This is a genomic window from Verrucomicrobium sp. BvORR106 (assembly GCF_000739655.1).
Lineage (GTDB): Bacteria > Verrucomicrobiota > Verrucomicrobiia > Verrucomicrobiales > Verrucomicrobiaceae > Verrucomicrobium.
The window spans coordinates 1-13524 of sequence record NZ_BATR01000164.1 but is presented as its reverse complement, the minus strand read 5'-3'; the positions used below and the strand labels follow the sequence as shown (position 1 = coordinate 13524).

11 protein-coding genes are annotated in these 13524 nt (G+C 61.5%); 2 read left to right on the top strand and 9 right to left on the bottom strand.

The genetic code is table 11. The features are described 5' to 3' along the window. Nucleotides 1-181 precede the first annotated feature (181 nt). Entirely contained in the window at nucleotides 182-436 is a 255-nt protein-coding gene (locus BV106_RS38960) for a hypothetical protein (protein WP_265596193.1), read from the top strand. Between the two features lie 83 nt (nucleotides 437-519). Here the strand turns inward: BV106_RS38960 and BV106_RS29215 are convergent, their stop codons facing one another. The 5 genes from BV106_RS29215 to BV106_RS29195 all read right to left on the bottom strand — a co-directional run bounded on the left by BV106_RS29215 (nucleotide 520) and on the right by BV106_RS29195 (nucleotide 5835). Continuing rightward, the gene (locus BV106_RS29215) at nucleotides 520-1596 is read right to left on the bottom strand and encodes a hypothetical protein (protein WP_038170777.1); all 1077 of its coding nucleotides are present in this window, start codon (nucleotides 1594-1596) and stop codon (nucleotides 520-522) included. A gap of 41 nt (nucleotides 1597-1637) precedes the next feature. After that, the gene (locus tag BV106_RS29210) at nucleotides 1638-2732 is read right to left on the bottom strand and encodes an NHL repeat containing protein (protein WP_038170775.1); all 1095 of its coding nucleotides are present in this window, start codon (nucleotides 2730-2732) and stop codon (nucleotides 1638-1640) included. Nucleotides 2733-2824: 92 nt separating this feature from the next. Next, the gene (locus BV106_RS29205) at nucleotides 2825-4180 is read right to left on the bottom strand and encodes a right-handed parallel beta-helix repeat-containing protein (RefSeq protein ID WP_038170773.1); all 1356 of its coding nucleotides are present in this window, start codon (nucleotides 4178-4180) and stop codon (nucleotides 2825-2827) included. Nucleotides 4181-4238: 58 nt separating this feature from the next. Continuing rightward, nucleotides 4239-5348: an alpha-hydroxy acid oxidase gene (locus BV106_RS29200; protein ID WP_038170772.1), complete on the bottom strand. Its 1110-nt coding sequence runs from the start codon at nucleotides 5346-5348 to the stop codon at nucleotides 4239-4241. Nucleotides 5349-5394: 46 nt separating this feature from the next. Continuing rightward, nucleotides 5395-5835 (bottom strand): GNAT family acetyltransferase, encoded by a 441-nt coding sequence (locus BV106_RS29195; RefSeq protein ID WP_038170972.1) that lies wholly within the window; start codon nucleotides 5833-5835, stop codon nucleotides 5395-5397. A gap of 159 nt (nucleotides 5836-5994) precedes the next feature. Here BV106_RS29195 and BV106_RS29190 point away from each other — a divergent pair, with 159 nt between their 5' ends. Continuing rightward, nucleotides 5995-7284, top strand: coding sequence for an ATP-dependent 6-phosphofructokinase (locus BV106_RS29190; protein ID WP_038170770.1), 1290 nt, complete (start codon nucleotides 5995-5997; stop codon nucleotides 7282-7284). Between the two features lie 22 nt (nucleotides 7285-7306). Here BV106_RS29190 and BV106_RS29185 read toward each other — a convergent pair whose 3' ends face one another. From BV106_RS29185 to BV106_RS36425, 4 genes are read right to left on the bottom strand one after another with little or no spacing between them, the layout of a single operon-like run. Continuing rightward, complete coding sequence (locus BV106_RS29185; protein ID WP_038170769.1) at nucleotides 7307-8047, bottom strand: aldolase/citrate lyase family protein; 741 nt, start codon at nucleotides 8045-8047, stop codon at nucleotides 7307-7309. Between the two features lie 36 nt (nucleotides 8048-8083). Then, nucleotides 8084-9226: an aminoglycoside phosphotransferase family protein gene (locus BV106_RS29180; RefSeq protein ID WP_038170767.1), complete on the bottom strand. Its 1143-nt coding sequence runs from the start codon at nucleotides 9224-9226 to the stop codon at nucleotides 8084-8086. Beyond that, nucleotides 9223-10236, bottom strand: coding sequence for a bile acid:sodium symporter family protein (locus BV106_RS29175; RefSeq protein ID WP_038170766.1), 1014 nt, complete (start codon nucleotides 10234-10236; stop codon nucleotides 9223-9225). Before BV106_RS29175 ends, BV106_RS29180 begins: the two co-directional genes overlap by 4 nt. Before the next feature lie 36 nt (nucleotides 10237-10272). After that, on the bottom strand, nucleotides 10273-13089 hold the full coding sequence (locus BV106_RS36425) for a sialidase family protein (protein WP_051946465.1): 2817 nt from the start codon (nucleotides 13087-13089) through the stop codon (nucleotides 10273-10275). Nucleotides 13090-13524: the final 435 nt, after the last annotated feature.

Here is a 13524-nt window from a genome sequence, read left to right as displayed (position 1 = left end):
TGCTGGTGGGTTTTTTCCCTATTGTGACCGATACGTTCTCCAACTCGTCGAGAGAACTTTCCTTTTTTGACGTTAGCTTGATGTGACCCTCGTCAGCTCCGGCGACTCGTGCAGGGTTGCGGATGACCTGTCTGACGAGGTTCAGGGCAAGACAGACATCAATCTTTAACAGACTCCACGTATGAGCACTGTACCACCACCCCCGCCGGACAATGGAGGAAACGGAGGACAAGTTTGCTGGGTAGCTAGGGAAGTTTACGGAGTGAATGACGGCCGCTGGCTGGAGTTCCGCGCATGGTTGTTGGGCGAGGCGCCCGGATGGCTGAGGCGCAGCTACATCAAGCACGGCGCTTCCTTCGCCGGCTGGATCGCGGACAAGCCCTCTATCAAGCGGTTCTTGAGGCACCTGATGGACCGGGCCATCAGAAAGTCGTAGCGAGACAGTATCCCCGAAAAAAGTGAGCCTCCGGTCACCCTCGGTGCCGGAGGCTTTTTCAAGCTCCAAAACTGATCTGCGGATCAGTGGCTGTAGGGGCCGCGCAGCACGCGGTCATTGTAGGTGTCTGCCACGTAGAGAAGTCCGTCTGGGCCAATCCGCACGCCGTGAGGGCGGCGAAGTTCCGTGCCGAGGAAATCACTGCCGATCTTGGTGCCTGCCTTCGGGGGCTGCCCGGCGACGAGCTCGATCTTCCCGGATTTCGGGTCGAAACGGCGAATGCAGTGGTTCTCCGTGTCACAGATGAGCACGCGGTTCTCCGCATCCATGGCCACGTACTTGGGGCCGTTCATCTGGGCGTCACGGCCTGGGCCGCCATCGCCGCCGTAGCCTTTTTTGCCACCCGCATTCACCACCGTGTTCACCTTGCCATCCTTCACCGCGACCAGGGAATTGCCACCGCGCAGCAGCACGTAGAGCGTGCCGTCTTTGGCCTGGGTGACAGCCCGGGTGTCGCCCATGGGCGTCTCCAGAGCGTTTGCGCCATCGGTGGGCAGTCCTTTCTGACCGTTGCCAGCGACCGTGGAGATCTTGCCGGTGGCCAGATCGATCTCGCGGGTACGATGGTTCCCGATGTCGGCCACGTAGTAACGCTTCCGATCTGGCGAAAGCGTCGCCGTCATGGTGACGTTGAAACTGGCTGCCGTGGCAGGACCGCCATCGCCGCCAAAGGCCGCCTTCCCCGTGCCCGCGATGGTGCTCACTGCACCGGACTTTAGATCCAGCTGGCGCACCCGGTGGTTAAAGGAGTCACCGAGGATGGCCTTGCCATCATTAGTGATCTGGATGTCATGCATCCCGTTGAAAAGCGCCTTTTGCGGGTCGCTGCCGTCTCCCACCTCTGCGAGGCCCTTGATCTTCTCAGTGTTGTGCTGAACACCGGCGACGAAATCCAGCTTGCCATCCTTCCAGCGGAAGACGCGGTTGGACTTGGTGAACTCCACGCCGTAGAGCGTTTTGTCCGCGTCGAAGTCCACGCTGAACGGCTCTGAGACGGCGGCAGTCTTGGGCGCACCAATGATCTGTTCCACGGCAGCTGGGAGTCCCGGTACGGTGGAAGTGGCCGCGAACAGAAGAGGAAGAACGAAACGCATTTTCATAGGGTCGTAATCAACAATCCAAAATCACCAGTAAACGGGACCTACTTCTTCTTCATCACGCGGACGCGGTGCGCCTCACTGTCTCCAATGAAGACGGAGCCGTCGGTATCGACATAGATCCCGTGCAGGCGGGCCATCTTGCACTTGAGCGGATCGCCATCGGGTCCGTCGCCTTTTTCACCGGTACCGGCCAGGAGTTCCAGGTTGCCGGTTTTGGCAATGATGACTCGCACGGTGTGGCTCTCCGTGTCGGCCAGCCAGGCATTGCCTTCTGCATCCAGAGCGATGCCTTTGGGGCCCTTCAGCGTGGCCAGCTTGGCCGGTCCACCATTGCCAGTGAAGCCGCTGGCTCCCGTGCCGGCGATGTGATGGATGACGCCCGCCTTCAGGTCGAGCTTGAAGACCTGGTTGCCCTCACGGGTGGCCAGCCAGAGGTTGCCCTCTTTGTCGAAGTCCATGGAGCGCGGCCCTTTCAATGGCGTGCCTTTGATGGGAGCGCCATCGGGGGTCGGGCCGGGCTTGCCCGTGCCGGCAAAGGTGGAGATCTTGCCGGTCTTCATGTCGATCTTGCGGATCACGTGGTTGCCGATGTCGCAGATGTAGAGATCGCCGTCTGGACCGAACTGGATGCTGTGCGGTTGTTTGAGCTCCGCTTTCTCGGAAGGGCCACCGTCGCCGGTGTAGCCCCCGCGCCCGGTTCCCGCCAAGGTGGTGATGATGCCCGTTTTCGCGTCCACCTTGCGGATGGCGTGGTTCGACATGTCCGCGATGTAGTAGTTGCCCGCCTTGTCGAAACGAATCTCGTGAGGGAGGTCAAAGGAGGCTGCTGTGGCGGGACCTCCGTCACCGGTGTAGCCCTTCTTGCCGTTGCCCGCCATGGTTTCAATCTTGCCATCTGGAGTGACGCGGCGGATGCGCTGGCCGGTGTATTCCGTGTACCAGATGGCACCGTCCGGTCCGCGTACTACGCCAAAGGGATTGTCCATCTGGGCCTGGGTGGCGGGGCCGCCATCGCCGGAGAAGCCCTTCACGCCCGTTCCGGCGAAGGTGGAGATCGTCCAGTCTGCGGCCTGCAGACGGGGCGAGAGGATGGCGCAGGCGAGTCCGGTGACCAGAAGGAGACAAGGGAGTTTCATGGTTGGGTAATAAAATATCAGGACAGGAGCGTGGAGAATTGGACGCGATTGTCGGCAAAAAGACAAGACCGCAATCGCCGTCCGCCGAGGGCTCAGGGTGGCAGGGGAATGTTGGAGATGCCAGACCGGCCGGGATGAAACAGATTGCCGGAGAAGTGCAGCCCTTGGGCTTCTGAGGCAATGCGCACGGCATACTCGTACTTGGGCTTGGCCGGACCTTCGGTACCCGCAGCAGGGGCTTCATCGCGGTCCGAGTCGTAGATCACGTTCCCTTGGATCACGACATCGGTGAGCGGGGGATTGTGCGGCTTCTGACGGCTGTCGAAACGGATGGGCGTGCCCTGACCTTCCCAGACCCAGGCGGAGTGCCCCCGGCCGAAGTCGGAGATGATGTTGTTCGCGATGACTGACCCACCATCCACGTTGGGCGGTGTGGCGGGCTTGCCCTCAGCCGCTGGTGCGGCGGCATGGGAGCTCGCTCCCGGCATGAGCCCGATGCTCCAGAGGTCGTTTTTGATGAACTGGTTTCCGGTGATGATGACATTCCTTGAACCGTGCATCGCCTTCATGCCCATGAAGGAGTTGTGGATCACATTGCCGGAGAGGATGACGTGGTCCGAGTGCAGGTCCACGCCCTGGGCGGCGTTCTCGATGTGGTTGTTCAGGATGCGGGTGAGATCGCTGGACTCCGGAGCGGTGACGATGATGGCGGATCCCTGGTGCCAGTTCGAGACGAACTCCTCATCCCAGGTCTTCTGGCTGATGATGGCCCCTTTCTGCGGGTTCTTTTTCACGAACTTGCCCAACCCATGCTTCTGCTGCACCTCCCGGGTGGGGAGCAGATCCTCCTCCACCACGCGACAGCCGGTGATGCTGGTGCCCTGGCTATAGGAAACGGCGATGCCGGTACCGTCGATGCAGTTGAACGCATAGCCCCAGTCTGGACTATGGGTGCGGTCATCGATGGTGAGGCTCATGTAGTTGCGCACCCGGCAATCGCGGATGTCCGTGCTCTGGCTTTCCCGTATGGCGATGGCGGCCGAGCGAGTCCGGTTGTTGATGACCCAGATGCCATCCAGCACCAGGTCTCGGCATTTGATGGCGACCACGCCTTCAGCCCGCGTGACTTCCTTGTCCTTGGCACGGGTGAAGGTGAGTCCTTGCACCGTCACATCCCGTGAGTCTTCGATGATGAGGATGGGCACCTCAGGATTCTGCTGGATGATGCGCCCTTCGCCATAGAGTCCGCTGTGATCGTGGTGCAGCCGCAGGGGTGCGGAGATCAGGTGATCCCCGGCGGGCACGTGGACCATGGTGCCGGGATTGGTATCCAGGGCTGCCTGAATGGAGAACGGTTTGTCACCGGGCTCGGCTCCAACGATCATGCCGGGACCGATGAGAGCGATCAGCAGATGCGTCAGTGGGCGGGTCAGACGTGAAAGCGGCATCAGCCCATAACGGGCCTGCCACCGCGCCCTTGCGTAGTGGCGTGCATTTTGCCCCACGTTATTCCCAATCCCACAGCGTGGAGGCATCCACCTGGTCCAGCGTGGCCCGACCGGTGAAGGCCATGGCCATTTCCAGCTCGGCCCGCAGGATATTGAGCACATGCGCCACCCCCACCGCACCTGCGGCGGCGAGCCCGTAAATGTACGGGCGGCCGATGAGCACGGCTTTGGCGCCCAGTGCGACTGCCTTCAAGATGTCTGTCCCGCGGCGGATGCCGCCATCCAGCAGGATGGGGACCTGGCCTGCCACTCGGTCCGCAATGGCGGGAAGTACCTCAATCGTGGCCGGAGCAGTGTCGAGGGTGCGGCCGCCGTGGTTCGAGACCACCAACCCTGCCACCTGGTGCTGGAGGGCCAGAGAGGCATCGTCTGGGTGCATGATGCCTTTTACTAGCACCGGGAGGGAGGTGTTTTCCTGCAACCAGGCGATGTCACGCCAGGTCGGGGCGGCATCAAGGTGGGGGCCAAAGTAAATGGAAGGATCACCGGGCCGCGCATACACCGGGGGCAGGGATTCCATCCCCTGCAGGTTCACGGCCTCAATGCCCGGAGGCAGTTTGAAGAGCGCATGGTGTTCACGATTGCGCAGCCCTTTGAGCGGGGCATCCACCGTCACGACGATGGCCCGATATCCGGCGTCGGCCACCCGCTGAAGCAGCTCGCGGATGAAGCCACGATCCGGCTGAAGGTAGAGCTGGTACCACAACGGGGCCTGGGCGGCTGCAGCCACCTGCTCCAGCAGCATGCTGGCATGCGTGCTGAGGATCATGCCCGCCTTCAATGCCGAGGCTCCCAAAGCGGTCGCCACCTCTCCCTCTGGGTGGGCCATGCGGTGGTAGGCAATGGGAGCGAGGAGGATGGGGTGATCGTACTCGTGCCCAAGCAGGCTGACGCGCGTGTGACCTCCGGTCATGGAAGCGAGCACGCGGGGGGCCAGCGCAAGCTCCGCGAAGGCCTCGCGATTGCGGCGTACCGTGATTTCATCGCCCGCTCCGCCATAGTAGTAGGCCCAGGCGTGATCAGTGAGCCGTTCCCGCGCGAGCCGTTCATAGTCCTCCAAAGACGCCACTTCCGGCGGGATTTGGGTGAGGGGAGGGAGCAGGGACATCGTTGCCCTCTGTCAGCTCCGGGAATCGGACTGTCAATGGATGGCTTCAGCCCGCAGAGGCCTCGTCTGTCACCAGTCGCTTGCCGAGGCTGACCACGTCATCCTGGACAAAGCCCAGACGCTCGTAGAAGGCGATCACCCCACGGTTGGCGGTTCTCACCTGCAGGTTGATCTTGGGGCAGCCGCGCTCGCGCAGCAGGCGCTCCGCGTGGTCCATGAGCTGGCGGCCCAGCCCTCCCTTCTGCAAGGCGGGCGCGACGGCGAGGTAGTTGATCCAGCCGCGATGCCCCTCGTAACCGGCCATGGCGGTGCCGATGATTGCCCCCTCCTGCTCCGCCACCAGAAAGAGTTCCGGCTGGGTATTCAGCTTGCGCTGGATGTCCTTGAGCGGGTCATTAACCGGCCGGACCAGACCACAAGCCTGCCAGAGGGCCACGACGGCAGCCTGGTCGCTCGCCGCATAGGGGCGGATCAGTAAGGAATTCATGGATGGAGGAGATGGCTTGCCCGGATGGGGACGCTGGCCCAAAGTGACAATCTTGCACGTGAAAAGCAGCTCTATCGCCAGACGTTTCATGGCATCGCTTCTGCTTCTTTCTTTGCAACTTGCCCTTGATTGACATCCCGTTTTTGATCCCGCTGCTTCGTGAACCTCCACATCCCAACCCTCGGACCTTGCCACATTCCCTCACCGCTGCCGCACTTCGGCGGCATGGAGGCCCCCTTCAAGACGGACGAAAATCGCATCTATTTTAATAATCGGACCTCGGATCACGAGCCGGGGGCCATGCCCTACAGCTTTGAGGAGGCGGGTCCACGCGAGCACATCTTCTTTGATCCACCGAAGACCACGGTGGGCATCGTGACGTGTGGTGGCCTCTGTCCGGGCTTGAACGACATCATCCGCGGCATCGTGCTGCAGTCGCACAATCAGTATGGGATCACCAAGATCTATGGGTTCCGATACGGGTATGAAGGTCTGGTGCAGCGGTATGGGCACACCCCGCTCATCCTCCGGCCGCAATCCGTGGAGCAGATCCACAACTTCGGTGGCACCATGCTGGGGAGCTCCCGCGGTCACCAGAACATTGGCGACATGGTGGACACGCTCGAAGACATGAAGGTGGACATCCTCTATGTGATCGGTGGGGACGGCAGCCTGCGCGGTGCCTCGGCCATCACCCAGGAGATTGAGCGTCGTGGACTGAAGAAGGCGGTCGTGGGCATCCCCAAGACCATCGACAACGACATCATGTACCTGGACAAGAGCTTCGGGTTCGACACCGCGTTTGCCGAAGCTGTGCAGGCGGTGAAGTGTGCCTACACGGAGTCCACTGGCGCGGTGAACGGCGTGGGTTTGGTGAAGCTCATGGGCCGGGATTCCGGGTTCATTGCCTGCTTTGCCGCTCTGGCCGGGAGCAATGTGGACTTCGTCTTGATTCCGGAAGTGAATTTCGAGCTCGAGGGGCCCAAGGGACTGCTGGAAATGCTGCGCTATCGCCTGGTGAAGCGCGGAAGCGCGGTCATCGTCGTCTCTGAAGGGGCTGGACAGTATCTCATGGACCGTGATGCATCCGCTACCGACGCCAGCGGAAACCAGCGCTATGGGGATATCGGCCTGTATCTGAAGGACACGATCAATGCCTTCTTCAAGAGCCGCCGGATGGAGGTGAACCTCAAGTACATCGACCCCAGTTACATCGTGCGCAGCGTGCCGGCCAATGCGCAGGACAACGTGTACTGCTCACGGTTGGCCCAAGGGGCGGTGCATGCTGCCATGGCGGGCAAGACGAACATGCTGGTGGGATGTTGGCACGGCGCCTTCGTGCACCTGCCGCTGGACCTGGTGACGGGCGGTCGTCGCAAGGTGGACCCCACGCGCGAGCTCTGGCACTCCGTGCTGGAATCCACCGGCCAACCCGCCCTCTTCAAATAAGGAGGGCGAGGAGGCTGGGCGACTATCGGACGGCGTTTGCGAGGGCCAGGAAGCCTTTGCGAAGCAGTGCCACATCAGAGTCCAGCGCCAGATAGGTGTAGCCGAGATCTCTGAATTTGGGGATCTCGGCAGCGTCGCGCAAAAGGATGCCGCACGCCTTGCCTGCGCTCTGGGCGGCGCTGGCCACGGAGATCAGACATTCCTCATAGCTGAGGGTGGCTAGGTCAGGGCGGGCCGCCAGATCGAACTGCAGATCGGCCGGGCCGACAAAGAGGACGTCTACGCCGTCCACGGCGGCGATTTCATCGGCGTGAGCCACGCCCTCGATGTTCTCAATCTGGGCCATGATCAGAGGCTGGGGGATGGTCTCTGCGGAGGTGGGTGGTCGCAGACCCAGCCCATAGGTCCGCGCAGAGCGGGAGAATCCGCGGTGTCCCCGGGGCGCGTATGACGCGGCCTGGACGCAGGCGGCGGCCTCTGCTGCGGAGGTGACCCGGGGGATCATGATGCCGTGCGCACCCCAGTCCAGGGCACGCAGCACCTGGTCGGCATGAGGGATACCAAAACGGACGATGACCTGAGTGGAGGTGCCCTTGGTGGCCATCAGTTGGGGCAACAAGGTGGCATCCGTGCTGGCACCGTGCTCCAGATCGAGCAGAAGCCATTGGAAGCCACACTCAGCCGCCAGTTCGGCGACGAGCGGAGAGCCTAGCGAGAGGAAGGTGCCCAGAAGAACGGGGGCGGACGAAAAATCGGCGGACATGGGAGAAGTGGAAGCAAAAGGAAAGGAACAATCTATCTAGAGAGACTCAATCGGCAGATCCTCGCGGAGGCCGCGCAGGGCAGTGGCGAGACGTTGTTTGGTGAACTCCTCCAGGTTCTGGCCATTGCTGCCGCTGCCAATCAGGAAGAAGCCGTCGGATTTCTTGAAATAACCTGCACCGACCCTGATGACGGCTTTGACGATCATGTTGCGCAGGAGGTGAAGCCAGAAACGTCGGCGATGCTCCCGGGGCAGGGGGCGGAGCATCTGATAGCCCTGGAGGGCGCGGTCCAGCACCCTGCCATCATGGAAACAACCCAGCAGGGAGAGATCGTCCATGGGGTCGCCGGAGATGGCGTCATCCCAGTCGATGAACGCGGCGATGCCTTCCGGGGTGCCGAGAATGTTCCAGAGGGCCAGATCCTTGTGAACCAGGCAGCCGCGCTCCAGACTGAGCAGACTGCGGTGCCCAAGCACTTCGGATTCCATCTCTGCGGCTTCGCGGGTGCTGAGCAGTTCCTGGTTGGTCAGATAGCGAAGATGCCGCTCAAAGTGCAGGAAAAAGTAGTCCTCATAGCAGGCGTGAAATCCACTGAGGGTGTTGGCTCCTGTGACCACGGCAGGATCAAAGGGCCCGAAGCCTGATGGCTCCAGACACTGCCAGTGGGCAATGGCGGAGCCAATCTCCTTCGCCATGGCGGGAAGATCCAGTGCACCTTGCTTGTGGAAGTGGTTCAGGTCGGGGGCGTCCACGAGATCCAGCACTTGCCAGGCAAAGGGCACCTTTTCCCGGCTGGCATCCACGGCATGCACCCGGGGGGCTGGCAGACCGAGGGTGCGCACTTCTTGGAGCACCCGGGACTCCACCATGAGGTAGTTGTCCTTTTCCGGACCGTCTTCCACACGCACGAAGCGCTTGGCATCGTCCAGGGTGCAGATGAACGTGATGTGATTCCCCTGGCCGTGCCCTGGTTGGAGGGAGAGGCGAGCCTTGGGAAACTTCTCCTGCAGCGCTCGTTTTAAGGAACTCTGCAGGCTGGAGGCGTCGGTGCGGCCAGTCGTGCCGTGGAACGCGGCGGGGCGGTCGCACTTCCAATAGTAAGTCGTGCGACGATGGGAAAGGGGAACGGAATCCGCAGGGGAGGCGGAGGGGGGAGTAGGAAGGGCGGTGGCGTTCATTCCGGGCGGGCCTCAGGAATGGCAGGGGACGTAGGCAAGGGAGCGGGCTTGGCAGCGGCGAGAGTCGCTTCCGGGTTGGAGGAAGGGACGGGATGGTTCCGCCACCAGGTGGCGAGCAGGCTGCCCAGCAGGGTCTGGGTGATGGCGCTGAAGATGGCTGGTACCGCCGCCAGCGGCTGGAGCGGGAAGTTCTGCTTCGCCAGCACCGCCGCCAGTCCGCCGTTCTGCATACCCACCTCAATCGAGATGGTGCGGGCGATTTCCTCGGGACGGCGCAGGATCTTGGCGACCAGATAGCCGACGCCGAAACCCAACAAATGCAGCAGCACGGCGGCGAGCGCCAGTTTGCCAGCATTGATCTTCACGGCCTCGGCGTTCTGGGCGACGATGCCGCCCGTCACGAACATCAAGGACAGCACCGAGATAAGCGGGCCGACGCGGGAGGCCGAGGCGGTTGCCTTTGGGAAGAGCCAGTTGCAGAAGACGCCCATCATGACGGGGGCTACAGCAATCTGGATGGTGGAGAGGCTCAGTTTTGCGGCATCCACGGGCACGTACTGTCCAGCCAGCACCTTGCACCACGCGGGCGTCATCAGGAACGCCAGCAGGGTGGAGGTCAGCGTCACCATGACGGCGAGGGCGACATTCGCCCTTGCCAGGTAGCAGATGACGTTGGACGCAGTGCCGGAAGGGCAGCTGGCCACCAGGATAAGGCCGACCGCGAAACCGGGATCGAGGTTTAACAAGTGCGCCACCGACCACCCCGCCAGCGGCATGATGGTGTAGTGGGCCAGGAAGCCGAGGGCGAGGGAGGATGGCGCCTTGAAGAGCCGTCGGAAGTCCTCCACCTTGAGCGTGAAGCCCATTCCCAACATGACCAGAGTGAGGGCCCAGACCACCCACGGGCCGTTGAACCACGTGAGCAGTTCTGGCCGGATGAGGCCGACCACGGCGAAGGAGATGACCCAGACCGGGTACAACCCGGTAAACCAGTTGATAAAGCGGAACATGATGGTGGTGGAGGAAGAGATGGGTTTAAGGAAACGTCACTTGGCCGCCGGGGTGCCGTCGCCCACCGTGTCCACTACTCCCGGGAAGCCAGGGCCGCCGGAGCCGACGTAGCCACCGCTGGCGCCGCTGAGGTGTGGCGTGATCCAGAAGGAATAGAGGCTGCCGTTGGTGAGGTGGAAGCGCAGACGCACGGCCTTGCCCCGCACACCTTCCAGATCGACCGCCCCTTTCCACAGCACCCGCGTGCGGGTGCTGTCTGCGGTGATGGCTTCGCTGTTGGCGATCGTATAGGGCTCGATGGCCCTGCCTGTTTCATCGATGACTTCGGCCTTCAGGCTGCCCTGAGGCGAGTTCACGTTGACGAAGAGATGCGAGCCATTGAACGCCACTGGGCGAGTGGTCAGCGTACCGGTGGTGGCACCGGCTTCCATCGAGGCGAAGCCATCGCGCCGCAGGGTGGCCAGACCTATGCTGGCGCCCGTGTACATGCCGCGAGTACCATTGGGGGCGATGCCGGAGTAGCCGGTGTAGGGGAAGTACAGGCGGTCTTCCTTCACCACCATGACACCCGTGGTGCCGTGGATATAGGCCCGGTCCCAGTCGCCTTCCTTCTTGGTGGCAGCGATGAAGGGCTTGCGTTCGGGACGGTGCCAGTGGAAGCCATCACGGCTGAATCCCAGCATCACCTGGGTGACCTTGGGGAATTTGCCCTTGTCGCAGATCTCGTTGTTGGGTCCCTGGAGGATGTAGAACTCACCCAGCATCAGGCTCTCATAGGCCACCGCATTGAGGCTGTACAGTTGAGGAGCCTCGCCGATCTCGGGATCGGCAGGGTCCAGTTGATCGGCGTTGGTCCAGTACACGGAGTTCTTCCAGTCCGCACCTTTGACGAACTCGTTGGTCTCCGCGTAGTAGCGGCTGCGTCCCCGGGGGCCGCCTTGTTTGATGCTGTACACCCACTTCTTGCGGAAGGGATTGTAGAAGAAGGAGCAGTAGTCACCAGCCTTGCCCGTGGGGATGCCCTGGGACCAGATGCGGCCGTCCAGGGAAGTGTGGATGGTATGGGGCTGACGATCCGTCAGCAGCTTGTAGCGTTCTTCAGGCAGCTTGGAGCTCAGGTCCAGCCACACGGAGTTGTCACCACCGGCCCATTGTTTGCCGCCGGGGAGGATCAGGTTTCCACCCGCGAGGCCGAGAGACGGACGCTCCCATTGGAGCAGATCCTTGCTGGTGGCCAGCGCCAGACCGCCTCTCCAGCCGGCGGTGTAGAACATTTTGAACTGCTTCTCCTTGGGCTCGAAGAACACCCCGCCATGGCCCAGGTAGCACACGGCCTCCTCACCGGTTTCCCCCACCGTAGAAGGTTTGAGCTCGTCGGGAGTTTCTGCTTTAAAGACGGGATTGCCCGAGTACTTCTCCGCAGCGTGGTAGGTGCGCTTCAGGTCGGTTTGCTGAATGAGGAAGTCATCCACGAAGAGCTGACGCCCAAAGTTGATGGGGACGACGGCAGGCGGATTGGTCAAATAAGGCACCGCCATAGGCTCCGTGGATTTCGGATCCTGGGTGCGGGGTGGCCACTCGCTATCGAGTTGAATGCCGTTGTAAGTGACCTCGCCGATATGCTTGCCCAAGGCCTTGCTCACCATCAGCATACCCGCGGAATCAGGCTGGGTGAACTTGCCTGCCAGCACATCTTCTTCTTTGAACTTCGCAAAGAGGATCTCGCGATCCTTGTCCCGGTTGTGATCGTGGATGACGTAGATTGTGCCATCAGGGGCCTGGAAACCATCAGGATAGGAGACGCCACCACGTTCATCGATGACCAGCCCGCCTTTCCAGCTTTTGCCTTCGTCATCAGAAAGGTAGGCCGTCATATGGCTGCGCCCTTTGAGCCGTTGGTCCCGAGGGCCATTCTTTACCAGGAGCAGGTTGCCTGAGGCGAGCCGGCGCAGGAAGAATCGAGAACTGACATTCTGAATCTTGGATGGCTGCGCCTCGGTCCAGGTCCGGCCTTGGTCTGAGGAGTAGCTCTCGGCAATGCCGTATTTAGTGCGGGCCAGCAGCCAGAGGCGTCCATCATTCAGCTCCACGAACATGTGCTCATCGAAGTCCGTCTCTGGCACGGTCACGCCGCCGCGCCGTGTCCACGTTTTGCCCTGATCGGTGGATACGAAGATGTTTGCCATGCGGAACTCATCCAGTTCCTTGAATCCTTCCCGGAGTTCCCCAGGCCCGATGCGGTCACGCGTCCAGAGGGAGATGGGGAGGAGCCATTCGCCGTTCTTTAATACAATCGGCTTGTTCAGAGTGAGTCCGTGCCAGATGCGGCGAGGCTCTGACCAAGTGGGGTTCTCTGCATCCGGGTTTTCGCAGCAGATGGCCCATACACCCGCGCGGCCGTCGTAGTACCCCATGGATTGATCATAGAAGAGCCACAGTTTGCCGTTGGGATCCGTCCAGAGATTGCCGACCAGGATGCGCTTGCGCAGGCCCGTCGGAGCTTCCGGGGGATCAATCACAAGGCGGGGCTTGGACCACGTGGCACCGTTGTCATCACTGGATGCCAGCACGAAGTAGCCGAGATCACTGTCGCCACCACCCACCCAGGCGGACCAGATGCGGCCCTTCGGCGTGCGATCCATCCCGATCACCATCGCGTAGTCCCGTTCTTCGGCGGAGTATTTGGCCCCGGGGTTGGTGATCAGCTCGGAAGGCTGCATGGCCAGATCCAGTACCGAGGCCGGGACCAGGGAAGGAGAGGGGGAGGAGGCAGGCTCCGACCCTGCGGCGTGCAAGGCAGGGAGGAGGCAGAGGGACAGAGAGCCCGCGCAGAATAGGGGAAGTGATTTCATGCGGTGAGGAAAGAAGAACGGCCCCTATGAGGCACCGAACCGCGCGCGGAGGCAATCAAGGTGCTGTGTTATGGTAACACGATGAGCGGCCAGGGTTTCGCGGTGCTTTTTTGGGAGCGGAGCGATGCGCCAAGCATCGAATTGCCACTTTCTGACCGCGAAATTTCGCATCCAAACATCCCTACAGAACCCGCTTTGGGGGCTTCGCGGCGTTCTGAAGGGCTTTTTTCGGCTTCGAGGTGCGCATTTTTTCGGCGCTTGAATCTGCTAATGATTTGTCAGTCTTAATTAATGAGACCGCTCGATCCGCCTGCCACTAGGGGGCTTTGCGAGGCCTTCCATTTTTCGTCTCCATGGGTTCGTTAAACGGCTCAGTTTGCCAGTTTTCGATCTTCAAAAATCTTCAAAAAAAGAGCCTCACATTGTTGACGAAAT

Coding starts and splice junctions, on each gene's coding strand:
- BV106_RS29195 (WP_038170972.1), bottom strand. CDS start 5,835: ATGAATTCCTTACTGATCCGCCCCTATGCGGCGAGCGACCAGGCTGCC.
- BV106_RS29180 (WP_038170767.1), bottom strand. CDS start 9,226: ATGAACGCCACCGCCCTTCCTACTCCCCCCTCCGCCTCCCCTGCGGAT.
- BV106_RS29215 (WP_038170777.1), bottom strand. CDS start 1,596: ATGAAAATGCGTTTCGTTCTTCCTCTTCTGTTCGCGGCCACTTCCACC.
- BV106_RS29210 (WP_038170775.1), bottom strand. CDS start 2,732: ATGAAACTCCCTTGTCTCCTTCTGGTCACCGGACTCGCCTGCGCCATC.
- BV106_RS38960 (WP_265596193.1), top strand. CDS start 182: ATGAGCACTGTACCACCACCCCCGCCGGACAATGGAGGAAACGGAGGA.
- BV106_RS29205 (WP_038170773.1), bottom strand. CDS start 4,180: ATGCCGCTTTCACGTCTGACCCGCCCACTGACGCATCTGCTGATCGCT.
- BV106_RS36425 (WP_051946465.1), bottom strand. CDS start 13,089: ATGAAATCACTTCCCCTATTCTGCGCGGGCTCTCTGTCCCTCTGCCTC.
- BV106_RS29200 (WP_038170772.1), bottom strand. CDS start 5,348: ATGTCCCTGCTCCCTCCCCTCACCCAAATCCCGCCGGAAGTGGCGTCT.
- BV106_RS29185 (WP_038170769.1), bottom strand. CDS start 8,047: ATGTCCGCCGATTTTTCGTCCGCCCCCGTTCTTCTGGGCACCTTCCTC.
- BV106_RS29175 (WP_038170766.1), bottom strand. CDS start 10,236: ATGTTCCGCTTTATCAACTGGTTTACCGGGTTGTACCCGGTCTGGGTC.